The sequence below is a fragment of the Xanthomonas sp. SI genome (genome assembly GCF_014236855.1).
GTDB lineage: Bacteria > Pseudomonadota > Gammaproteobacteria > Xanthomonadales > Xanthomonadaceae > Xanthomonas_A.
The window spans coordinates 909752-931347 of the sequence record NZ_CP051261.1; the positions used below are offsets into that span (position 1 = coordinate 909752).

Sequence of the window (21596 nt, forward strand, 5' to 3'; positions counted from 1 at the left end):
GGGGGACAGCGTTCACCGTGGCGCCGTGTCGAGCGGGCAGACGAAGCGTTTGCGCGGCGCATCCAGCTTGCCGAGCATGCGCTCGCTGACTGGCAGGGCGTCGCCGTTGAGGCGCCAGTCGTAGATCACGCTGAAGGCGAGGATGCGCGCGACGTATTCGCGGGTTTCCTTGTAGCTGATGGTCTCGATCCAGAAGTCGGCGTCGTGGCCGGGGCGCTGGGTCTGCCAGCGCGCCGCCGGGCCGGGGCCGGCGTTGTAGGCGGCGATGGTCAGGTACGGCAGGCCGTAGGTGTTCAACAGCTGGCGCAGGTAGGCGGTGCCGATGGCGATGTTGGTGTCCGGGTCGTACAGGCTGGCGGCGCCGCCGTAACCGGCCAGGCCGAGGTTCCTGGCCACGCTGGCGCCTGTGGCCGGCAATACCTGCATCAGGCCCATCGCATTGGCCGGCGAACGCGCGTTCGGATTGAAGATGCTCTCGGCGCGGATCTCGGCGGCGACCCAGGCCGGGTCGATCGCGTTCTTGCCCGCTTCGCGGCGGATGCTGGCGTCGTGGTGCAGCGGGAAGCGCAGCGAGTACAGGCGCTGCTCGTCGGGCAGCTTGCCCAGCGCGAACACCGCGCGATCGAACCAGCCGTTGTCGCGCGCCACTTCCACCGCGATGCGCCGCTGGCTGTCGTCGAAGCGGGTCAGCGCGTCGTTCCATTCGGCCACGGCCCATGCCGCGCGGTCGATCTTGAACAGTTCCAGCGCGCGCACCAGCGCCGGATCGCGGGCCACCGCGGCCTGCGCCTGGGCGTTGTCGTTGGGTTCCCACGGACACAGCGCGTAGGGCTGCTTGAGCCGGTCGGCGGCCATGAAGCCGTGGAAGGTGGCGGACTTGGCCGCCTCGCGGTACAGGCGCTGCGCCTCGCCGGCATTGCCGGTCTTCTCCGCCAGCCGCGCCTCGAAATACTGCCAGCGCGAATCGTTGCGCTGTGCCGGCGCCATCTTGCGGATCGCCGCCAGCGCCGCTGGCCAGTCGCCGCGCGCCATCGCTTCGCGCGTGCGCCATTCGTGCAGGCGTTCGTCGTAGGCGGACTCGGGTACCGCGTTGAGCCGGCGCGCCGAATCCGGGCCGTACGAGGCCACCGTCCACAACGCGATCTGGTACAGCACTTCGCCGCGCTGCGCTTCGCTCAGCTGCAGCGCCTGGGCGAATTGCGGCAACTGCCGCTCGGCCGCGTCCGGATCGGTCTTGGCCAGTTTCTCCAGGCCGTCCACCGCCACCTTGCGGCTACGCTCGGTCTTCGGCCAGGTCAGCGCGCGCGTATGCACCGCGTCCAGGAACGCCGCGTAGTCGTTGGCCAGGGCCAGTTCGGCGGCGGGCAGGCCGCGCGCGGCGCTGCGCATCACTGCCGGTTGCTGCGCATCGGCCGCCGCTTCCACGCGCGTCCAGCGCAACGCGTCGGTCATGCCGCCGCGCGCCTGCAGCACCGCGAACACCGCGTCGCAGGCATCGGGCAGCGACTTGCCGCTGCTGCGCCACAGCGCCTGCGCCTCGTCGACCCATTGCGCGTCGGCGCGGCCGGTGGCCTGGCGCGCGTTGAGCTGGGCGCAGCGCAGGCCGGTGTTGTCGGTGGGTTTCCAGTTGGCCAGCAGCGCCGGCCAATCCTGGCGCCGCGCCAGCGCGGGCAACCACAGCGTGCGGAAGCTCTCGGCCACCGGCTGCCCGGCGTAGCGCTTGAGGAAATCCTGCGCCTGCGCATCGGAGACGCGGTCGATGGTGCGGCGCAGGTTGGCGTATTCGAGCCAGCCGTACAGCGGGTGCTGTTTGAATGCGGCCGCTTGCGCGGGATCGAACTGGCCGCGCTCGGCGGCGTCGATCGCCGCGCGCAGCGCAGGACGCTGGGCGTCCAGGGTCTGGGCGAGGGCAGGGGAGGTGCCGCACAACGCGGCGGCGAGCAGCAGGAGAGACGTGCGCAATTTCATGCGCGGGACTATACCGAACGCCGATGAATCGGCGCGGCAAGGGCGCCGCGGCGATGGCGGCGCGAGCGCAGCGGGGCAGGGATATGCAGAGGTTGCACTTTGGCTCGCCGCAGCCTGCGCAGTGCTGTCGGGCGCGGCATAGGCGCAGGCTGGATCAGGCGTCATCTGTGCTTGGCGTGCCGATGCATTGGACTGTCGCCATGCGCTTTGCTTGCCGCACGCTTGGCGCTGCCTCGCGCCGTGTCCGCCTCGTACCGTCGAAGGCCGCGATGCGGTGTCGCGACCGTGCGCACTGTCGCGATGCGTGCGGCCATGTCGCCCGCATGGTCCGCGCCGCGGCTGTGCCGGCAAGAACACCGCGCACGTGGTCCCCGCACCTCCCCGAACCGGCCGGCGCGATCCGCATGCCGTTGGCTTCCCCCATGTCCCGGCACTCGCTCGCCTGGCGCGCGCTGTCCCGCGCCGGCCGTGATGCGCGTCCTGATGGACTGTCGCTATGTCTACGAAATCGTCCAGTCGGTCCAGGACTGTCCGAATCGCGGTCCGATTGCTTGCTTAGGGTTTACGTTTTGTTTACAAGGTAGGCCACGCCGTCGCGGTGCAGGGGGTCGCAGCGGCCGACCCACATCCTTTCTGGAGAGAGAGACGGATGAATTGCCTGCACCGCCATCCTTTGGTTTTCGCGGTTTCCTTGTCCTTGCTGGCCGGTTCGCCCGCGCTGGCGATCGCCCAGCAGGCCGCGCCCGCTGCCCCCGAATCCGCCACCACCCTGGACAGCGTCCAGGTCACTGGCACGCGCATCCGCAAGGCCGAGTTGGAGGGCCAGGTGCCGGTGCAGACGCTGAGCCGCGCCGACATCGAACGCACCGGTCTGACCTCGATCGCCGATGTGCTGCAGGAACTGACCGCCTCCGGCTCGGCGTTGAACACCAAGTTCAACTCCTCCGGCAACTTCGGTTTCCCGCCCGACGGCAGCGGCGTCGGCGCCGGCTCGGCGCAGGTGGATCTGCGCCATCTGGGCGCCAAGCGCGTGCTGGTGCTGGTCGACGGCATGCGCTGGGTCAACGAGTCCTCGGCGTCCGGCGTGGGCGCGGCCACCGACCTCAACACCATTCCGCTGGCCATCGTCGAGCGCATCGAAGTGCTGGAGGACGGCGCCTCCTCGCTGTACGGCTCCGACGCGATCGCCGGCGTGGTCAACATCATCACCCGGCGCAAGTTCGACGGCGGCCAGGTCACGCTGAACTACGGCCAGTTCGACAAGGGCGACGGTGCCAGCAAGGGCGTGGACCTGGCCTGGGGCCACAGCACCGAGCGCACCAGCCTGTTCCTCGGCGCCAGCTACACCAAGCAGGATCCGATCTACGCGCGCGACCGCAAGCAGTCGCTGTATCCGGTGCCCGGCACCGGGCTCAGCTTCGGCAGCTCGGCCACGCCGGACGGCCGTTTCATCTTCGTCGATCCGATCACCGGCGCCGAGCAGGACCTGACCCCGAACAGCGGTGCCGGCGCCCCGACCTACGACGGCAGCGCCGGCTGCACGCGCAGTGACGGCTACCACTGCTTCGGCACCAGCGACCGCTACAACTTCGCCGCTTCCAACCTGTTGCTGACCCCGTCCGAGCGCAAGGGCGTGTTCGGCCAGTTCCGCTACTTCTTCAACGACGACGTGCAGTGGTACCTGAAAGTGCTCGGCAACCGTCGTGAGTCGACCAACCAGGCCGGGCCGGAGCCGATCTTCCTTGGCCCGGATGCCGGCACCGGCAATCCGCTGGCCGACAATATCGTCATTTCCGCGGCCAATCCGTACAACCCGTTCGGCTTCGACCTGGATTCGTCCAGCAACCTGATCATGATCGGACGGCGGCCGGTGGAAGGCGGCGCGCGCGTGTTCGAGCAGCGCGTGGACACCCAGTACGTGGGCACCGGCTTCATCGGTAGTTTCGAGAGCGCCGACCGCACCTGGTTCTGGGACGTCAACGGCGCCTACAGCAAGAACAAGGCCGAGCAGACCAACTACGGCAGCTACAACATCTACAACATCAACCTGGCGCTGGGCGACCCGGCGGCCTGTGCGGCGGTGGCCGGCTGCGTGCCGCTGGACATCTTCGGCGGCGCCGGCAGCATCACCCCGGAAATGCTGCGCTGGATCCAGCCGGTGGTGCACGACCGCAGCCAGAACGAGCTGACCCAGTTCACCGCCAACCTCAGCAGCGACCTGTTCACCCTGCCGGCCGGCGCGGTGTCCTTCGCCACCGGCGTGGAATACCGCAAGTACGAAGGCTGGTACCAGCCCGATCCGCTGACCGTGATCGGCCACTACAACGGCGTGCCGTCGTTGCCGACCGAGGGTAGCTATAACGTCAAGGAGGCCTACCTCGAACTGAGCGTGCCGATCTTTGCCGACTCGCCGCTAGGCGACAAGCTGGACCTGAGCCTGGCTGGGCGTTATTCGGATTACTCCACCTTCGGCGGCGAGTTCACCCCGAAGTACGGCCTGCGCTGGCAGGTGTCGCCGGACTTCGTGTTGCGCACCAGCTATGCCGAAGGCTTCCGCGCACCGACCATCGGCGAGCTGTACGGCTCGGCCGCGCGCGCCGACCTGACCCTGTCCGATCCGTGCTCGATCGGCCTGGGCGGCACCGCGCCGCGCGGCAGCGCAGCGAACTGCGCCGCGCTCGGCGTGCCGGCCGGCTACCAGCAGGCCAACTCGCAGATCTCGGTGACCACCGGCGGCAACCGCGCGCTGGAACCGGAGAAGGCACGCAGCTTCAGTGCCGGCTTCGTGTGGAGCCCGTGGTTCGCCAGCAACGTGCCGTGGTCGGACCGCTTCGACGTCGAGGTGACCTTCTACCGCCACGACATCGACGGCGCGATCCAGGCGATCAACGCGCAGACCCAGCTCGACCTGTGCGCGGACACGCTGGACGCGACCTATTGCGACGGCATCACCCGCGCCTCCACCGGCGGCATCAACGGCTTCAACAACCGCCTGACCAACCTCGGCTCGATCAAGACCGACGGTTGGGACGTGGACCTGTTCTGGACCTCGCCGGAAACCGCGGCCGGGCGGCTCAAGATCGGCTGGCAGAACACCTTCGTCACCCGCTACGTCGCCACCGGCGCCGCCGGCCAGGTGCAGCCGCAGGAACCGGGCGTGGAAGTGGTGGACAGCTCGATCCCGGAGTGGACCAGCAATTTGACCCTGGACTGGTCGTTGAACCGCTGGAACGCCTCGTGGACGGTGCGGCATATTTCCGAACTGACCGAGCAGTGCGGCGACGCGGTGGCGTTCCCGGTGTGCAGCAACCAGGCCGCCGGCACCAACACGCTGGATGCGATCACCTACCACGACGTGCAATTGGGCTACCGCTTCGACTGGATGAAAGGCCTGACCGTCAGCGGCGGCGTCAACAACGTGTTCGACAAGGATCCGCCGATCTGCCTGTCGTGCTCGCTCAACGGCTACGACGCGTCCACCTACGACATCCCGGGCGGCCGTTATCTGTATGTGCGTGCGGATCTGAAGTTCTAGGGCGCTTGCGCTTCGCCTGAAGCCGAATGTGGGAGCGATTCTTGGTGGCCTAGGCCATCCAGAGTCGCTCCCACAATTCCTTGCGAGTCGCCGCATTTCTGTAGGAGCGGCTTCAGCCGCGACCGGGCGTTACCGGTAATGTTCGGTCGCGGCTGAAGCCGCTCCTACAGGGACCTCGGCGGCAGCGGCACAGCGAATGCATTCCGCATAGCAAACGCAGCAGCTGGCTAGCGCAGCATCCCCTGCGGCACTTCGATCTCGGTCGCCACCGCCAGGTGGTCGGAGAACGCAGCCGGTAGCGCGCGCTGTTCGTTGCAGCGCAGGCCGTCGCTGACCAGGATGTGGTCGATCGCGCGCTGCGGGCGCCAGCTGGGGAAGGTCGGCACCACGCAGCCCGGCGGTTGCAGCCGGGTGCGCTTGTACAGGGCCTGCATTTCGGGCCGGTCGGCGACGCAGTTGAAGTCGCCCATCAACACCGCGTTGGGATGGTCGGACAGCAATTCGGCGATGAACGCCAACTGCGAGGCGCGCGAGTTGGCGCCCAGCGACAGATGCGCCACCGCGATCGCCAATCCTTCCGCGCCGTCGCCGAACTTGGCCAGCAGCACGCCGCGCCCGCCGAGCCGGCCGGGCAGGGGATGGTCCTGCACTTCCACCGGCTCCAGCCGGCTGAGCAGGCCGTTGGCGCTGGAGGCCACGCCGCCCATGCGCCGGTTCGGCTGGTGGCTCCAATAGTTGAAGCCGGCGCGCTCGGCCAGGTAGTGGGTCTGGTTGGTGAAGCCCGAGCGCAGGCTACCCGGATCGCTTTCCTGCAGACCGACGATGTCGTGCTCGCGGGCCAGCTGCGCGATCGCATCCAGGCTGCTGCGCTTGCTCCCCGCCGGCAGCGCGTGCGACCAGCTGCGGGTCACGTAGTCGCTGTAGCGGCGCGTGCTGGAGCCGGCCTGGATATTGGCGGTGAGCACGCGCAGCGTGCGGGTGGCGGGGGCAGTCACGGCAGAGCGGCCTGGTGGGAGCGGGAGCTTACTTGGCCAGCGCCGCACGCTCGCGCGCGATCAGGTGATCGGCGATGCGCAGGATGTCGTTGTAGTCCTTGCCCTTGATCAGGTACTTGCCGTTGACGATCAGCGACGGCGTGCCGGTGATGCCGCTGCGCATGGCGAATTGCTTGGCGCGGCTGGTCTTGGTGCTGACCGCGAAGCTACCCATGGTGTCGGCGAACTGCTTGGCGTCCACGCCGTACTTGGCGTAGAAGCCGGCAATGTCCTCAACCGAGTCCTTGCCGCGCTCGCCCTTGAGGGTCTCGTCGACGTGGATCGCCTTGTACAGCGCCTCGTGGGTCTTTTCCTGCACGCCCAGCGTCTCGGCAGCGTAGAACGCGCGCGCATAGTCGTCCCAGGGGCCACCGAACATCGCCGGCACGTAGACGAAGTGCACATCCGACGGCAGGCCGGCCTTCCACGGGCCGATCAGCGGCTGGAATCGCGCGCAGGCCGGGCACACGTAGCCGAACACTTCGGCCACTTCGATCTTGCCATTGGTCGGCTGGAACGGCTGGCCGCCCGCGATGTCGACATAGTCGGTGCCGGCGACCGGCTCGGCCCCGCTCGGCGCACGCGCCGCGACCGGCGCGGCAGGCGCATCGGCGGCAGGCGGCGCAGCGGCATCGGTAGCCGGGGTGGAGGCGGTGTCGGCAGTGGCGGCCGGCGCGGCGTCGCTGGCGGGCGCAGCCGGCGCTGCGGCAGGCGCGTCGGCGGCCGGGGCGACGGTGTCGGCAGAGCCGTCCTGGGCCTTGCATGCGACCAGGATCGGCAGCAGGGCCATCAGGGTCAGGGCGAAGCGGGTCTTCATCGGCGACATCTCCAGCAGGATGGGGGGCAGAACGCCGGCCGCGCCGAAACGCGCGGCAGGCAACCCCGGCATGATGCCATGGCGTGGATGAAGCGCCGTGTTGCGGGTTCGCGCGGGATTACTTGCCCGCGCGCTCGCGGGCGACCAGCGCATCGGCGATGCGCAGCATGTCCTGGAAATTCTTGCCCTTGACCAGGTACTTGCCGTTGACCACCAGCGCCGGGGTACCGGGGATATCGCTGCGCGCGGCGAAGTCGCGCGCGGCCTTGACCTGCGCGGCCACCTGCGGGCTGCTGTAGGCGGCGACGAAGTCCTGCGGCTTGACCCCGTACGCGGCATAGAACGCGGCCAGCTCTTCCGGCGCCACGTTCTGGACCGGCACGCTGTGCTTGTCGTGGATCGCCTCGAACAGGTCATGGTGGCTGCGGGTCTGCACGCCAAGTTTCTGCGCCGCATAGAAGGCGCTGGCGAAGCTGTCCCAGAAACCGCCGAACGCGGCCGGCACCAGGGTCACCCGCACGTCCTTGCCCTGCTTGCGCGTCCACTCTTCCAGGATCGGCTCGAAGTGCGCGCAGTGCGGGCAGGTGTAGCCGAACACCTCCACCACTTCGATCTTGCCGGCCAGCGGCGCGAACGGCTGCGGCTTGGCGATCAACGCGTAGTCCTCGCCTTCGACCACGGCGGCGGTCTTGGGCTGCGCGCAGGCGCTCAGCGGCAACAGGGTGAGCAGGCACAGCAGCAGGCGGGGCAGACGGTTCATGCGATCTCCATGGCAAAAAACGAACGCCGGTCGTGACGACCGGCGCGAGGGGGAAGCGGTCCGGCGCCGCGACGGCGGCGCACGCTCAGGATTGTTGCGCAGGCGCGGCCTGTTGCGGCGCGGCGGCTGCCGGCGCGGCCTGCGCCGCGGCCGCGTCGTCGGCACGGTCGTGCAGGCCCTGCAGATAACTGCCCAGCGCCTTCATCTCCTGCTCGGTCAGGGGCTTGGCCACCTGCGCCATGATCTTGAACATGGTCTGGTCGCGTTCCTGGGTGGTGCCGGACTGGTATTCCTGCAGGCGCCGCGCCACGTAGTCGGCGTGCTGGCCGCCGAGGTGCGGATACGCCGGGCCGGGATTGCCGGCGCCGGTGGGGCCGTGGCAGGCCATGCACGCCGGAATCCCGCGCGCCGGATCGCCGCCGCGGTACAGCTGCTGCCCGACCTCGTAGAACTTCATGCCGGCGTACGGGCCTTCGCTGACCACCGCGTCGTCGGCGATACCGGCACCGGCCTTCTGCGTGGCGAAGTAGGCGCCGATATCGCGCATGTCCTGCGCGCTCAGTGGCTGCACGAACGGCATCATCGCCGCGACCGCACCGGAGGTGCGCTCGCCGTGCGCGATCAAGGCCATTTGCCGCGAACTGTAGCGTTCGCTCTGGCCGGCGATGCGCGGATACATCGCCAGCGCCGGGTTGCCGTCGGCGCCATGGCAGGCGGCGCAGGCGGCGGCCTTGGCCTGGCCGGCCTTGGGATCGCCCCAGGCGACTTTGCCGACGTCGCCTTCCAGTGGCGCGGTGCGCACCGGTGCGTTGTCTGGAATGGGAACCACCGAGGTCTGCGCGAACGCGACCGCGATGGAAATTGCTAGACCGGCAAAGGCAAGAACGCGAGCGTGGCGCATTAGCTGAAGCTCCGTGTGACCCGACCCGCGGCTGCCAGGTCGGCCACCGCACTCGCGCGATTATCCCTGTGCGGCGCCCTGCCGGTCAACGAACCCCGCCCGGAGCGGCGGACGTGCGATCCTAGCGCCATGTCGCTCCTCATCGAACGTGCCCAATACCTGCTTTCCGCCCACAATCCCCGGCAGCTGCCGGAGGACGGGGGCTGGGAGGTGGCCTTCGCCGGCCGCTCCAACGCCGGCAAATCCAGCGCGCTGAACGCGCTCACCCGGCAGAACGCGCTGGCGCGCGTGTCCAAGACCCCCGGCCGCACCCAGCAGCTGGTGTTCTTCCAGATCCAGCCCGAGCGCTATCTGGTGGACCTGCCCGGCTACGGCTACGCCAAGGTGCCGCTGGAACTGCAGGCGCATTGGCAGTCGTTCATCGACAAGTATTTCCGCACCCGCGATGCCCTGCGCGGCTTGGTGGTGGTAATGGACATCCGCCACCCGCTGAAGGATTACGACCGGCAGATGCTCGGTTACGCGGTGCAGCGTGGATTGCCGGCGCATGCGCTGCTGACCAAGGCCGACAAGCTCGGCCGCGGCCAGCAGGCGCAGGCGCTGCAGCAGGTGCGCAAGGACCTGTCCAGTTCCTTCGGCGACACGGTCAGCGTGCAGCTGTTTTCCGGCGAGACCCGCCAGGGCGTGGACGAGGCGCGCGCCATCGTCGGCGGCTGGCTGGGGCTGGACACGGAGCCGACCGCCGCGGAATGAGCGCGGCGGCGCCGGACCTCCGGTGTCTTCGTGCATGCGCTGCTTGCGATCGATCGCGAATAGCGGACGCGGTCGTCTTGTCTGCGTTGGCATGCATCGCATGCACGATGCCGGGCGCTCGCAGTGGCGGATGCGGGTACGGGCGCAGCCTCGTGCACTCGAACTCCGCGAGACGCTTCGCGCCGGACCCTCACCCCAACCCCTCTCCCGGTGGGAGAGGGGCTAGCGGCTGCTCCCTTCTCCCGTCGGGAGAAGGTGGCCCGCAGGGCCGGATGAGGGTACGGGCGCAGCCTCGCGCCCCAAACTCCGCGAGACGCTTTCGCGCCGGACCCTCACCCCAACCCCTCTCTCCCACGGGACTTCCTTCGGTCGCCGAGGAGAGAGAGGCACAGGCGCACCGCGGCTGTTCTTCCTTCTCCCACCGAAAGCAGGCCGCCCTCAAGGCATGGCCGGCAACGGCGCGAACTCGGCCGGGACCCAGGCGAACGCGTCGCCGTCGCGGCGCACGTGGCCCAGGCCCGGGAACGGCAGATGCGCGCCGGCCACCCACCAGCCGCCGTCGGCGGCCTGGGCCATGGTCCGCTTGCGCGCGGCGATCGCCGCGGCGCGGTCGCTGTCGGCCTCGTACGACGCCTGCGGTTGCGCGAACTGCACCGCGTGGTAGTGCACCAGATCGCCCCACACCAGCAACTGCTGGCCGCTGCCGCCATCGAAGCGATAGGACACGTGGCCGGGCGTATGCCCATGCGTATCCAGCGCCACCGCGCCGCCGGGCAACGCATCGCCGGGGCGGAAGCGGCGCAGCCGGTCTTTGGCCTGGTACGGCGCCGCCGCCGCGCGCGCCAGCGGGAACGCGAACTTCAGCATCTGCGGTGCGCTCGCCTCGCTGGCCGGATCCAGCCAGTACGCGGCATCAGCCGCGCTCAGCCACACCGTGGCGTTGGGGTAGGCGGCCTGTCCCTGCGCATCGAGCAGGCCGCACATGTGGTCGGGATGCGCGTGAGTCAGCAGCACGTCGTCCACCTGCGCCGGCGCATAGCCGGCCGCGCGCAGGTTCGCCAGCACCTGGCCCAGGCCGGGGCCGAAGCAGGCGGCGGTGCCGGTATCGACCAAGGTCAGGTGCGTGCCGTCCTGGATCAGGTAGGCGTTGACCGCGGTCTGCAGCCCCTTCTCGGTTTCCGGTACGTAGCGGTGGTCGAGCAGGCGCGCGATCGCGTCGCTGTCCAGATTGGACAACTGCGCGCGCGGCAGCGGCACCGTGCCGTCGAACAGCGCGGTGACGCGCAGCCTGCCGATCGCCTGGCGGTACACGCCGGGGACTTGCTGGACGGGCGCGGCCGGCGCGGCGGCATGGGCGGACGGCGGCAGCGGCAAGGCGATCACGGCGGCCAGCGCCAGCAAGGCCAGCGGGCGCGATAGGGAAACAGGCATCGAGAGTTCCAGCGGAAGCGGCATTCGCCGCGGTGCCCGCATGCTGCGCGGACGGCGCTGCGCGATTCGCTCATTCGGCTGCGCGCGGCGCTCGCTGGGTTGCGAACGGGTTCTAGTTGCCGATGCTCGCCGGATCCAGGCCGTAGCGCTGCTGGAAGCGCTGGCTGAAGCTGCGCGTGGAACGATAGCCGGCGCGTGCGGCCACCGTCTTCAGCGGCCAGCGGGTGGTGTAGAGCAGTTCCATCGCATGCGCCAGGCGCGCGTCGGTGATCAGTTCGCGCAACGACGTGCGCTCGCCGGCCAGGTGCCGGCGCAAAGTGGCGCCGCTCAGGCCGAGGCTGTCTTCCAGATCGCGCGATCGCCACGCGCGCTGCGGCTGGGCCGCGATCAAGTCGCGTACCTGCGCGGCGATGCTCGGGGCCGGCGGCAACAGCAAGCCGCCATGGCCTCGGCGGCAGAATGCGACCACCAGCGACGCCAGCGCCAGCCTGGCTTCGGTGTAGTGGCCGTCCTGCAGCGCCTGCCGCCACTGCAGCAGCGCGCTGCCGAACTCGACCGTGCGCAGCCGCGCCAGTTCCTCGCCGGCGGCCGGCAACGGTTCGTTCCACAGCGTGCGCGCGGCGGTCAGCGCTTCTTCGCACAACGGGATCACCGCGCTCAGATAGATGCCGCTGTGCGGGTCGGGGATATTCACTACGTCGATGCGGCAGCGCCGGGTGACCAGGAACAGATCGCCCGGCGCGAATTCCAGCGTCTGTGTCGCCGTGCGCACCTGCTTGCGGCCTTGCAGCAGGATCGCCAGCTGCGGCCGCGGAATGGCGACCGAGCTTGCGCCGTGTTCGCGGCGCGCGGTGATGCAGGCATAGCCTTCGGCGCGCTCGCACTCCGCCAGCGTCGCCAGTTGCGCGAGCAGCAGGAATTCGGGGTCGTGGGTGTCGGCCATCGTTGGCGATGCTACCGCAGTGCGCAGCGCCGCATGCGCGGCGTCGGCGCGCGATGCGGTCCGCGGTCGGCGCATTTCCGATCAGAAGCGGTCGCGGCCGAAGGCGATTCTAGGGCACCTCTAATAACCTCAATCCGAGAATTGCACGCTAGACACATCAATCACTTGCGAGTGCTTAGACAGAGCTTTTGGGGGTTATTAGAGGTGCCCTCTAGTCGCGACGGTGGTGTCGCCCTGGCGTTACGCGTCGCCGCCGCTTGATCGAGGCGGCCAGGCTCGCTGCCGTGCCGGAAAGGAATCGCCCTGGTCCAGGCTGCGCAGCGTCGGATCAGACTTGTACGCCGAACAGGCGGCCGGCCGCGCCGGTGGCGAGCATCGCCGCCGCGCCCCAGAACACCACGCGCGCCGCGCCGCGTGCACCGGAGGCGCCGCCGGCGCGTGCCGCCAAGGCGCCGGTCAGCGACAGCCCGAGCAGCGTCGCCGCGACCGTCACCCACACCTGGCGCCCGGCCGGCGCCAGCAGCGCGGCCAGGATCGGCAGTGCCGCGCCGCAGCAGAACGCGGCCGCCGATGCCAGCGCGGCCTGCAGCGGCCGCGCGCGCAGGGTCTCGGTGATGCCCAGTTCGTCGCGCGCATGCGCACCCAGCGCATCGTGCGCGGTCAGCTGCTCGGCGACCTGCCGCGCCAGCGCCGCGTCCAGCCCGCGCTGGCGGTAGATCCCGGCCAGTTCTTCCAACTCGCTGTGCGGATCCTCGCGCAGTTCGCGGCGCTCGATCGCCAGGTCGGCGCGTTCGGTGTCCACCTGCGACTGCACCGAGACGTATTCGCCGGCGGCCATCGACATCGCGCCGGCGACCAGGCCGGCGATACCGGTCGCCAGCACCGCCGGCGCGGGCGCGCCGCTGCTGGCCACACCGACCACCAGCCCGGCCACCGACAGGATGCCGTCGTTGGCGCCGAGCACCGCGGCGCGCAGCCAGCCGGCGCGATCGGCGCGATGCAGTTCGGAATGGGCGGGGCGCATCGGAGGCCTGCATGGCGGAGAACAGGCCTGCAGCCTAGCCGAGGGCGGCGCGGCCGGCGGTGCTGCGTCTCACTCTCGCCGGCGCCGACCGGGCGGATCCGTGGAATGCTGCAGCACCGCTGGTAGCGATGTGGGCTTGGCGCCGGTCACGTTATAGTGCGGGCCTTGCGAGGCGGGCGTTCCATCCCCACATCGCCTCATCTTCCGTGCGAGCCTGCCCTTGTCGAGCCCAAGCCACGTTGCCGAAACGCCGATCACCGACCGCAACGAACTGGTCGAGGTGTTGGCCTCCGGAGAAAAGCCCGAAGCGCAGTGGCGCATCGGCACCGAACACGAGAAGTTCGGCTTCCGCCTGGACGACCTGCGCCCGCCGACCTTCGAAGGCGAGCGCGGCATCGAGGCCCTGCTCACCGGCCTGACCCGCTTCGGCTGGGAGCCGGTGCGCGAAGGCGGGCACACCATCGCGCTGCTGCGCGACGGCGCCTCGGTGACGCTGGAACCGGCCGGGCAGCTGGAGCTGTCGGGTGCGCCGCTGGAAACCATCCACGACACCTGCGTGGAAGTGGGCAGCCACCTCAACGAGGTCAAGCAGGTCGCCGACGAGTTGCGCCTGGGCTTCCTCGGCATGGGCTTCCAGCCGAAGTGGCGCCGCGACGAGATGCCGTGGATGCCCAAGGGCCGCTACCAGATCATGAAGAACTACATGCCCAAGGTCGGTTCGCTCGGCCTGGACATGATGACCCGCACCTGCACGGTGCAGGTCAACCTGGACTACGCCAGCGAAGCGGACATGATCAAGAAGTTCCGCGTGTCGCTGGCGCTGCAGCCGATCGTCACCGCGCTGTTCGCCGACTCGCCGTTCACCGAGGGCAAGCCCAACGGCTACCTCAGCTACCGCTCGCATATCTGGACCGACACCGACGCCGACCGCACCGGCATGCTCGACTTCGTGTTCGAAGATGGGTTCGGCTACGAGCGCTACGTCGACTACCTGCTCGACGTGCCGATGTACTTCTCCTACCGCGACGGCACCTACGTCGACGCCAGCGGGCAGAGCTTCCGCGACTTCATGCAGGGCAAGCTGCCGGCGTTGCCGGGCGCGCTGCCGACGCTGCGCGACTGGTCCGATCACATGACCACCGCGTTCCCGGAAGTGCGGCTGAAGAAATACCTGGAAATGCGCGGCGCCGACGCCGGCCCGTGGGGCCGGCTGTGCGCGCTGTCGGCGTACTGGGTCGGCCTGTTGTACGACGATGCCGCACTGGACGCAGCCTGGGACTTGGTCAAGGATTTCAGCCTGGTCGAACGCCACGCGCTGCGCGACGGCGTGCCGAAGCAGGCGCTGAAGCTGCCGTTCCGCAACGGCACCGTGCAGGACCTCGCCGCCGAGTCGGTGAAGATCGCCCTGAACGGCCTGCGCCGCCGCGCCCGTTTGAACGGCGACGGCCAGGACGAATCGCGCTTCCTGGAACCGCTGGTGGAGATCCTGCACGCCGGCGAGACCGCGGCCGAGCGCAAGCTGGCGCTGTATCACGGGGCTTGGCAGGAAAACGTCGATCCGGTATTCACTGAGTTCGCTTACTGATCGGAGACCGCCGGCTGCGTTCGATGCGGTCGCTGTCCTGCGCGTCGCTGCCTGCTCTGCGGAGCGGCTTGGATCGCAACATCGCGAGATAAGCGCCTCAAGCGCGCCGGCCTGTCCTCGGGAGCGTGGGTCGCCGTCACGAACGGGTCGCGCCTCGCGCCGATAGAATTGCCTGCAGGCCATCCGGTAAGTCGTTGATATAGGAACGGCTTTTTTCCAGGCCGCCATCGATGGTGGATACTCGGCGCAAGACCGCTTGGCGGTCCAACAATAGTCAGGCAGGCCATGGAAGATCGATTGGGACCCGAGGAGCAAGTGTTGCGACGTGCTGTAGGTGAGGTCCTGCATTACATATGGGATCCGATCGGCGTATCCGGATCGGTGCAGGCCAGGGACGAGTACGACGGGTATATCGATCATGTCTGTGGCCTACTTTGGGACGGCGCTGACGCCATTCAAATCTCAAAGCACCTTGTGCAACTGGCCGACCAGAATATGGGCCTTCCCGACACGCAAGACCGCTCGGATTTGGCGGCGCGTAAGTTGCTCGAATGGCGGGATGCTGTGACGCGCTAGCATGCCCAGCAGTTCATTCAAACGAATCCGCCTTGCGGGCTGCTTAATTTTGGTGTCAGGTGCCATGCCCAAATTTCGTGTAATTGTCGGTGCCAGTATCTGCATCGCACTCGCCATCACCGCGTGCAAGCCGCAGCAAGAGGAGCAGATCCGTGCTCCACGAGCGTCCACTTCCGATGATTCGGCTGCCCGCGCGCCGGCTCGGCCAAGCTTGCCTGCCGATGCCCGTGCCATCATTGCGGCCAGCCGAGAAAGAATGTCCTTGGGAGAGATCTACGATCCCAAGTACTACACCATCGCCTATCCGGGCGGAGATGTCGCCAACGACCGTGGCGTCTGCACCGATGTCGTCATTCGCGCCTACAGGCATCTCGGGATCGATTTTCAGCAGTTGATCCATGAGGACATGCGTCGGAATTTTTCGGCGTATCCGCAGCTTTGGGGAAGCCAATCGACCGACAGCAACATCGATCATCGGCGGGTGCCCAACATCGAGCGGTTCCTGGCCCGCGAGGGTGCATCGCTGCCGATCAGCGACCGTGCCGTGGACTATCGTCCCGGCGACTTGGTGACGTGGCGGCTGGCTGGCGGATTGCCCCACATCGGAATCGTCTCGGATCGCCATGCGCCAAGCAGCGACCGTCTCCTGATACTCCACAATATTGGTGCCGGCACTGCTGAAGACGACATCCTCTTCGCCTATAAGATAGTAGGCCATTTTCGCTACTTTCCCGATGACGCCTAACAATTCTCAAACCGATGCCGCTTTGCGGCGCGGCCTAATTCAGGCGTTGGACCTGCCAGAAAGCTTTATGGAAGTGAAAATCGTCGAGTTCTCCGAAACCGCCGTGGCCGCGGTTGAGCATTACGGGCCGCCAGAGTTGGAGTACGAGAGCTCCAAGCGTCTGATCCTGTGGCGTATACGCAACGGCATTTCACCTCAGCTTGCCCGCACGTTTGGAGTTCATCACACTGACCCTGCTCGCGTTGCTCCCGAGAAGCACCGTGTCGACTTCTGTGTGTCGTACAACGGCACGATCGAGCCGAACGAAGAAGGGGTGGTGGCCAAGGTCATTCCCCGCCTTCGTTGCGCGTTCGCGCGGCATTTGGGCTCTCGCCGGCATAACGCCACCGCCGAATACCTCGGTCGCGCTTGGCTTCCGAACAGCGGCGAGGTCAGCGGAGCGTTTCCCATCTTTTTCCACTACGTCAACGTCGGTCCGGATGTTCAAGAGCATGAAATGATCACGGATGTGTATCTCCCACTCGGGCCAGCCGCCAAGGCCTAACAAGTTGTTCAGGTCGACGCCGCTTTGCGGCGCTGCGTAACTCGGACACCAGGCTTCATGAAAATTTTCAGAAATCTATTCTCCAAAGGCGCTGCGGAACCGCGCCACGCGTTCCCGGAGGACATGGTCCGTGAAGCAAAAGCCAATCCGGGCGGATGGGTGTACGAGATTTCAAGTCGGTACGACCCGAATGGCGCAGTTCCGCCTCACGCAATCAAGGGCGCCTGGCGCGTGGATGACCGTGGCGAGATCGTTCCTGGGAGCTACACATCTAATCCCAACTTCCGGTCGGAGGCGTAGTGTTTCCAGTCACGCTCACGTGCATCGCGTGGTTCGGTGTGGCGTCCGACACGTCATTCAAGCCGAAGCTGCGTCGCGGCTCGGCCTAATTCAGGCGATGTGCAATGGAAAAGCTACGAAGGCTTGCGGCGGCTCTTGCCCTGCTGGCGGGGACCATCGCGGCGTTGCTTGGGGCTTTCCAGATGGTTCGCGTTCTAACGGCCATTGTCGATCCGCCAGAGGGCGTGTTTGAGCCGTTAGTACCACTGAGCGTAGGCGTCGGAATGTTGTTGGTGGGTGTCTGCCTGGTCAGGGCCGGGCGCGCGTTGCGACACTGATTGGTTGGCCTCTCCTGGCCTGGAGTCCTGCAATCCATCGAGGAGGGTTCATATGAGTCTCAAGCGTCTCGTTCCAATGCAGCCCGTTGCAAGCATGCCGGCGAGCGTCGAGTTCTACGAGAAGCTCGGCTCTCGGTTGAGAGCCGGAACGACGACTGGGGCTGGGCCATGCCTTATTGTGGCGAATGCCGGCTCATGGTCGATCAATCCATCAATCTTCATCCAGACATTCCCCGGATTTCTGTCATCTATCTCTATACGGAGAACTTGCAGGATTTCCACAGGCGTGCGTGCAAGAACGGCCTGGACGTCCCGGATGCAGACAAGACGTTCTGCGACATGACCGAGTTTCGGATTGAGGATCCGGACGGCAATCGCCTCTGGATTGGACAAGACAAGTGACCCCCCGGACAATCCGTTCAAGCCGAGGCTGCTTATGGCGCGGTCCAACTCGGGTATTGGGCTCAGGCGCTGAGGATATCAAGGATTCTGTGGAATCATGACGATTACTGACTTTCTGATAATGGACGCGTACGGCATCGTGATCGCTGCTGATTCCGATGGCGACCATCTAGCCTTTTGCTGCATGCAATGTGGTTACCCGATAGTGGCTGTGGCGCTGGATAGCCAGCGGGGAAGTGATGAAGATCATCCCGCTAGCTGCAGGGGTTGCGACACTCAGTATTTCTTGGATGTCCGGCCACACGCGAAAAAGCTCTACATTCATCAATTGGACGCAGAAACCTGATGGTCTATTCAGGCCGAAGCCGCTTCGCGGCTCGGCTTGATTCAGGCGCCAAAGCCCTCAAGGCCGATGATTTTTGCCGTGTGCACGGTATCGGGGGTGGGGGAGCGCACGCTTGCTGGAACTGCAACGGAGCCTGGGTATCGGCTCGTGCATCCTGTCGCGCCGATGTTGCACCACACTCCGTGGCCCCGTAATGCTGTCGCTGTCTTAGACAGTCGCCGCCTGGCACGGCAACTCCACACACACCCGCAACCCGCCTTCGGAGCGGTTGGTCAGGGTGATTTCGCCGCCGTGGGCGAGCGCGATGCTGTGCGCCACCGACAGGCCCAGACCGATGCCGCCGGTGTCGCGGTTGCGCGAGTTCTCGCCGCGGAAGAACGGCAGGAACAGTTGCTCGTGCTGGGTCGGGTCGATGCCGGGGCCGTCGTCGTCGATCCACAGCACGCAGTCGGCGCCGTCGCGGTGCAGTTGCAGGCGCGCGCGCTTGCCGTACTTCAGTGCGTTCTCAAGCAGGTTCATCACCATCCGCCGCAGCGACAACGGATCGCCATCGAGGGTGATGGCTTGGCCGGCGACGAAGCTCGCCTCGGCGCCGGTGTCGCTGGCGTCGTCGACCACGCTCTCCACCAATAGGCGGAAATCCAGCGGTGCGCGGGTGCCGCGGCGGCTGTCGTTGTGGATGAAGTCCAGCGCGGCGGAGATCATCGCCTTCATCTCGTCGATGTCGGCGATGGTCTTGTCGCGCAGCGGCGGCTGCAGGCCTTCCAGGCGGAACGCCAGGCGCGCCAGCGGGGTGCGCAGGTCGTGGGCGATCGCCGCGACCATGTGCGTGCGCTCGTTGATCAGGCGGTTCAGGCGCGCCTGCATGGCGTTGAACGAGTCAGCGGCCTGCACGATTTCGCTGGGGCCGCTGCGCTGCAGCGGCTCCGCATCGGGATTGCGGCCGAGCCGGTCGGCGGCTTCGGCGAAACGCTTGATCGGTGCGGCCAGCGCGCGCGAGAACCACCACGCCAGCGGCAGCATCGCCAGCAGGCCGGCGACGAACAGCAGCGCGACCTGGGTCTTGAACGCGGTGGAGAAGCGTCGCGGCGGCGATACCACGCTGCGCCAGCGGCCATCGGGTTGCTGCAGTGCGGCGGTGAAGCCGCCCAGCAGCGGCGACGCCGGGGCCAGCCCGCGCTCGCGCCAGCGCGAACCCGCCGCGCGCATCGCGCTGCCGAACGCGTCAGGATTGGCCTCGCCCGGTGGTGCCGGTGGCGGCTGTTGCGCGTCGGCTTCGCTGTCGAAGGGCGCCTGCGGCGGCACGCCGGGATCTGCGAACGGCGGCGGTCCATCGTGCAGGAAGCGCGCGTCGCCGGGCGGTCCGGAGCGCGGCCGCAGGCGGTTGCGTTCTTCCGGCGAGAAATTCGGGTTGGGCAGCTTCTCGTCGCTGCTGCGGTAGAAGCGCACCCGCTCCGGCGCCACGTCCAGCCAATTGGTGAGCATGAACTCGGCGAAACGGTCGCGCACCTGTCCCGGCGCGGGCAACGGCGCCTGCTTGGCGTCGTGCACTTTCAACGTCTGCGTGCCGGCCGGCATCTTCGTGGTCAGCAGCGCGATCACTTCCGGCGGATGCACCGGCATTTCGTAGACCGGCGTGCGCAACACCAGCAGGGCGATGCCGATCAGCTGTGCGGTCAGCAGGGCGGCCAGCAGCAGCAGGAAGGTGCGGGCGAAGATCGAGACGCCGCGGCGGCCCCGCTGCTTGGGCGCGCTCACAGCCGGGCGACGCTCGGCAGCAGCATGTAGCCCTCGTTGCGCACGGTGCGGATCAGTTCGGTCTGCACGCGTTCGTTGATCTTGCGCCGCAGGCGGCTGATCTGGCTGTCGATGGCGCGGTCGTAGACTTCGGTGTCGCGGCCGCGCGCGTAGTCGAGCAACTGGTCGCGGCTGAGCACCCGCTGCGGATGCTCGACGAAGGTGCGCAGCAGGGCGAATTCGCCGTCGGAGAGGTTGATGAAGATGCCGGTGGGATCGCGCAGGTCGCGGCGGATCACGTCCAGGCGCCAGCCAGCGAATTCGTAGACGTTGCCGCGCGCTTCCGGCGGCAGCGACGCCGCCTGGCTGCGGCGCAGCAGCGCGCGCACCCGCGCCAGCAGTTCGCGCGGATTGCATGGCTTGGCCAGATAGTCGTCGGCGCCCACTTCCAGGCCGATGATGCGGTCGGTGTCGCTGCCCAGCGCGCTGAGCATGATCACCGCCGGCGCACCGCGCTCGCTGGCCAGCTGCCGGGCGGCGCTGAGGCCGTCTTCGCCGGGCATCATCACGTCCAGGATCACCAGGTCGGGCTGGCGTATCGCCATCAGCCGGCGCATGTCCGCGACATTCTCGGCAGCTTCCACCTGGTAGCCGTGCTCTTGCAGGAACTCGCTGATGAGCCGGCGCAGATCGGGGTCGTCGTCGACTACCAGAATGAAGGATTGCATATCCATGATCTTGAAGGGCGGCCGCTCGGAGTACAGCCAGTCTAGACGCGGCCGCTGCCGCCGGTAACTGGTGCGGGCAGGCCGTCGCTGCCGGAAGCAAGCGGGCGCATGATCGCGGCGCCATGATAGGGAGTGGCGACGGTGGCCTCATGGCGGGTTTGTGTCGTATTCAGCCATGCGTTGACACAAAACGCTAACGCGCCGGCGCCTCGCAGCCGACCATGGCGGCATCAAGCCGGCGTCAGCGGGCGTCGGCATTGCCGCGCGCCTCGATCGCGCACCGCTATTTCTGCCATAACGACGCGGCTTTCGCGGCGCGCTTCCAGGTCGCGGTGCTGACCGAGTCGGCGCCTGCCAAGGCGGCCGATGCGGCGCGTCGCTGCCATGAGCTTTCCGACGCCGGCGCGGTGTCTGCGGTTGCGCCGCAGTCGGCGGCCGAGCGGCGCTGCGCTGCGTGCGTCGTGCTCGGCAAGCGCGCTTTCCCACGTGTCGCGCGGCGACAACGGCACGCGATATCGGCATGAAACGATGCCGTACGTGGATGCATTGGCGAGCGTGTCGCGGGGAGCGGGCGCGGCGCCGTCGGCGCACCGCGTCCATTGCCTATTTTCACCACCCCGCCATCAGGAGGAGGCATGCCTAGCATGACATCGCATCGAGTCGCCAAAGGGGCGCTGACCCTAGTGTTGAGTGCCGCGCTGAGCGGCTGCGTCACCGTCTGTGTCGGTGGACCCGCCGCGCCGCCGCCGCCGCCGGATGGCGGGCCGCATCACGGCCCCGGTCACGGAGTGGGCGGGGGACCGGGCCACGATCAGCCGCCGCCGCGCGACCCGGCGTTCGAGGCCGCGGTGCAGTCCTGCGCGCGCGAACTCGGGCTGCCGCTGCCGCCGCATGGACGTCCGCCGGGTCCGCCGCCGGCCGCTGCCGGCGCGGACGACGCCCCGGCCGCTGCGGCCGCTGCGGCCACGCGGGCGCCAGGCTCCAAGCCGGACCCGGCGATGCGCGCCAATTTCGCCAAGCTCGACGCCTGTCTGCGCGGCAAGGGCGTGACCCCACCGCCGTGGCGCGGCCCGCCGCAGGACGGCGCCGCGCCTCCCCCGGCGGCGCCGCCCGCCCAACGCTGAGTCCTGCGGCCAGGTGCCGCATGCCC

The 21596-nt window shown here is 67.9% G+C and carries 20 protein-coding genes; 10 read left to right on the top strand and 10 right to left on the bottom strand.

Translation table 11 applies throughout. The features are described 5' to 3' along the window. Positions 1–12 precede the first annotated feature (12 nt). Positions 13–1968 (bottom strand): transglycosylase SLT domain-containing protein, encoded by a 1956-nt coding sequence (locus HEP75_RS03935; RefSeq protein ID WP_185825530.1) that lies wholly within the window; start codon positions 1966–1968, stop codon positions 13–15. A 649-nt stretch (positions 1969–2617) separates the two neighbouring features. Here HEP75_RS03935 and HEP75_RS03940 point away from each other — a divergent pair. After that, the gene (locus HEP75_RS03940; protein WP_185825531.1) at positions 2618–5503 is read left to right on the top strand and encodes a TonB-dependent receptor; all 2886 of its coding nucleotides are present in this window, start codon (positions 2618–2620) and stop codon (positions 5501–5503) included. Between the two features lie 227 nt (positions 5504–5730). Here the strand turns inward: HEP75_RS03940 and HEP75_RS03945 are convergent, their stop codons facing one another. From HEP75_RS03945 to HEP75_RS03960, 4 genes are all read right to left on the bottom strand, one after another. Further along, positions 5731–6498 carry an endonuclease/exonuclease/phosphatase family protein gene (locus tag HEP75_RS03945; RefSeq protein WP_185825532.1) on the bottom strand — a complete coding sequence of 256 codons (768 nt, stop codon included), beginning with the start codon at positions 6496–6498 and terminating at the stop codon, positions 5731–5733. Between the two features lie 28 nt (positions 6499–6526). Beyond that, positions 6527–7354 (bottom strand): thiol:disulfide interchange protein DsbA/DsbL, encoded by an 828-nt coding sequence (locus tag HEP75_RS03950; RefSeq protein ID WP_185825533.1) that lies wholly within the window; start codon positions 7352–7354, stop codon positions 6527–6529. A 118-nt stretch (positions 7355–7472) separates the two neighbouring features. Next, complete coding sequence (locus HEP75_RS03955; protein ID WP_185825534.1) at positions 7473–8114, bottom strand: thiol:disulfide interchange protein DsbA/DsbL; 642 nt, start codon at positions 8112–8114, stop codon at positions 7473–7475. Positions 8115–8199: 85 nt separating this feature from the next. Next, positions 8200–9015: a c-type cytochrome gene (locus tag HEP75_RS03960; RefSeq protein WP_185825535.1), complete on the bottom strand. Its 816-nt coding sequence runs from the start codon at positions 9013–9015 to the stop codon at positions 8200–8202. Between the two features lie 129 nt (positions 9016–9144). Between HEP75_RS03960 and yihA the strand changes: the two genes are divergently transcribed. Next, a complete protein-coding gene (gene yihA / locus HEP75_RS03965) occupies positions 9145–9768 on the top strand; it encodes a ribosome biogenesis GTP-binding protein YihA/YsxC (RefSeq protein ID WP_185815261.1) in 624 nt (207 codons plus the stop codon). A gap of 438 nt (positions 9769–10206) precedes the next feature. On the opposite strand, the gene HEP75_RS03970 is transcribed toward yihA, so the two are convergent. The 3 genes from HEP75_RS03970 to HEP75_RS03980 form a co-directional block, all read right to left on the bottom strand. Next, positions 10207–11199, bottom strand: a complete 993-nt coding sequence (locus HEP75_RS03970; protein WP_185815262.1) for an MBL fold metallo-hydrolase — start codon at positions 11197–11199, stop codon at positions 10207–10209. A gap of 112 nt (positions 11200–11311) precedes the next feature. Continuing rightward, a complete protein-coding gene (locus HEP75_RS03975; protein ID WP_185815263.1) occupies positions 11312–12142 on the bottom strand; it encodes a helix-turn-helix domain-containing protein in 831 nt (276 codons plus the stop codon). Positions 12143–12470: 328 nt separating this feature from the next. After that, complete coding sequence (locus tag HEP75_RS03980) at positions 12471–13166, bottom strand: VIT family protein (RefSeq protein WP_185815264.1); 696 nt, start codon at positions 13164–13166, stop codon at positions 12471–12473. A gap of 220 nt (positions 13167–13386) precedes the next feature. Between HEP75_RS03980 and HEP75_RS03985 the strand changes: the two genes are divergently transcribed. The 6 genes from HEP75_RS03985 to HEP75_RS04010 all read left to right on the top strand — a co-directional run bounded on the left by HEP75_RS03985 (position 13387) and on the right by HEP75_RS04010 (position 17981). Next, complete coding sequence (locus HEP75_RS03985) at positions 13387–14751, top strand: glutamate--cysteine ligase (protein ID WP_185815265.1); 1365 nt, start codon at positions 13387–13389, stop codon at positions 14749–14751. A gap of 285 nt (positions 14752–15036) precedes the next feature. Continuing rightward, entirely contained in the window at positions 15037–15327 is a 291-nt protein-coding gene (locus HEP75_RS03990; protein ID WP_185815266.1) for a hypothetical protein, read from the top strand. Between the two features lie 64 nt (positions 15328–15391). Beyond that, entirely contained in the window at positions 15392–16072 is a 681-nt protein-coding gene (locus tag HEP75_RS03995; RefSeq protein WP_185815267.1) for a DUF1287 domain-containing protein, read from the top strand. Next, positions 16062–16616 (top strand): GyrI-like domain-containing protein, encoded by a 555-nt coding sequence (locus HEP75_RS04000; RefSeq protein WP_185825536.1) that lies wholly within the window; start codon positions 16062–16064, stop codon positions 16614–16616. Before HEP75_RS03995 ends, HEP75_RS04000 begins: the two co-directional genes overlap by 11 nt. A gap of 812 nt (positions 16617–17428) precedes the next feature. Further along, positions 17429–17635: a hypothetical protein gene (locus tag HEP75_RS04005; RefSeq protein ID WP_185815269.1), complete on the top strand. Its 207-nt coding sequence runs from the start codon at positions 17429–17431 to the stop codon at positions 17633–17635. Between the two features lie 97 nt (positions 17636–17732). After that, positions 17733–17981, top strand: a complete 249-nt coding sequence (locus HEP75_RS04010) for a hypothetical protein (RefSeq protein WP_185815270.1) — start codon at positions 17733–17735, stop codon at positions 17979–17981. A gap of 207 nt (positions 17982–18188) precedes the next feature. On the opposite strand, the gene HEP75_RS04015 is transcribed toward HEP75_RS04010, so the two are convergent. Continuing rightward, positions 18189–19739 carry an ATP-binding protein gene (locus tag HEP75_RS04015; RefSeq protein WP_185825537.1) on the bottom strand — a complete coding sequence of 517 codons (1551 nt, stop codon included), beginning with the start codon at positions 19737–19739 and terminating at the stop codon, positions 18189–18191. Then, positions 19736–20452, bottom strand: a complete 717-nt coding sequence (locus HEP75_RS04020) for a response regulator (RefSeq protein ID WP_185815272.1) — start codon at positions 20450–20452, stop codon at positions 19736–19738. The genes HEP75_RS04015 and HEP75_RS04020 overlap by 4 nt, the downstream gene beginning before the upstream one ends. 215 nt (positions 20453–20667) lie before the next feature. Between HEP75_RS04020 and HEP75_RS04025 the strand changes: the two genes are divergently transcribed. Both HEP75_RS04025 and HEP75_RS04030 read left to right on the top strand, forming a co-directional pair. After that, on the top strand, positions 20668–20970 hold the full coding sequence (locus tag HEP75_RS04025; protein ID WP_185825538.1) for a hypothetical protein: 303 nt from the start codon (positions 20668–20670) through the stop codon (positions 20968–20970). A 120-nt stretch (positions 20971–21090) separates the two neighbouring features. Beyond that, positions 21091–21570 carry a hypothetical protein gene (locus tag HEP75_RS04030; protein ID WP_185825539.1) on the top strand — a complete coding sequence of 160 codons (480 nt, stop codon included), beginning with the start codon at positions 21091–21093 and terminating at the stop codon, positions 21568–21570. Positions 21571–21596: the final 26 nt, after the last annotated feature.

What these genes read in the sequence shown, in the direction of transcription:
- HEP75_RS03935 (WP_185825530.1), bottom strand. Translation starts at nt 1,968, where the DNA reads ATGAAATTGCGCACGTCTCTCCTGCTGCTCGCCGCCGCGTTGTGCGGC.
- HEP75_RS03940 (WP_185825531.1), top strand. Translation starts at nt 2,618, where the DNA reads ATGAATTGCCTGCACCGCCATCCTTTGGTTTTCGCGGTTTCCTTGTCC.
- HEP75_RS03950 (WP_185825533.1), bottom strand. Translation starts at nt 7,354, where the DNA reads ATGAAGACCCGCTTCGCCCTGACCCTGATGGCCCTGCTGCCGATCCTG.
- HEP75_RS03955 (WP_185825534.1), bottom strand. Translation starts at nt 8,114, where the DNA reads ATGAACCGTCTGCCCCGCCTGCTGCTGTGCCTGCTCACCCTGTTGCCG.
- HEP75_RS03960 (WP_185825535.1), bottom strand. Translation starts at nt 9,015, where the DNA reads ATGCGCCACGCTCGCGTTCTTGCCTTTGCCGGTCTAGCAATTTCCATC.
- yihA (WP_185815261.1), top strand. Translation starts at nt 9,145, where the DNA reads ATGTCGCTCCTCATCGAACGTGCCCAATACCTGCTTTCCGCCCACAAT.
- HEP75_RS03970 (WP_185815262.1), bottom strand. Translation starts at nt 11,199, where the DNA reads ATGCCTGTTTCCCTATCGCGCCCGCTGGCCTTGCTGGCGCTGGCCGCC.
- HEP75_RS03975 (WP_185815263.1), bottom strand. Translation starts at nt 12,142, where the DNA reads ATGGCCGACACCCACGACCCCGAATTCCTGCTGCTCGCGCAACTGGCG.
- HEP75_RS03980 (WP_185815264.1), bottom strand. Translation starts at nt 13,166, where the DNA reads ATGCGCCCCGCCCATTCCGAACTGCATCGCGCCGATCGCGCCGGCTGG.
- HEP75_RS03990 (WP_185815266.1), top strand. Translation starts at nt 15,037, where the DNA reads ATGGAAGATCGATTGGGACCCGAGGAGCAAGTGTTGCGACGTGCTGTA.
- HEP75_RS03995 (WP_185815267.1), top strand. Translation starts at nt 15,392, where the DNA reads ATGCCCAAATTTCGTGTAATTGTCGGTGCCAGTATCTGCATCGCACTC.
- HEP75_RS04000 (WP_185825536.1), top strand. Translation starts at nt 16,062, where the DNA reads ATGACGCCTAACAATTCTCAAACCGATGCCGCTTTGCGGCGCGGCCTA.
- HEP75_RS04005 (WP_185815269.1), top strand. Translation starts at nt 17,429, where the DNA reads ATGGTCGATCAATCCATCAATCTTCATCCAGACATTCCCCGGATTTCT.
- HEP75_RS04010 (WP_185815270.1), top strand. Translation starts at nt 17,733, where the DNA reads ATGACGATTACTGACTTTCTGATAATGGACGCGTACGGCATCGTGATC.
- HEP75_RS04020 (WP_185815272.1), bottom strand. Translation starts at nt 20,452, where the DNA reads ATGGATATGCAATCCTTCATTCTGGTAGTCGACGACGACCCCGATCTG.
- HEP75_RS04025 (WP_185825538.1), top strand. Translation starts at nt 20,668, where the DNA reads ATGGCGGCATCAAGCCGGCGTCAGCGGGCGTCGGCATTGCCGCGCGCC.
- HEP75_RS04030 (WP_185825539.1), top strand. Translation starts at nt 21,091, where the DNA reads ATGACATCGCATCGAGTCGCCAAAGGGGCGCTGACCCTAGTGTTGAGT.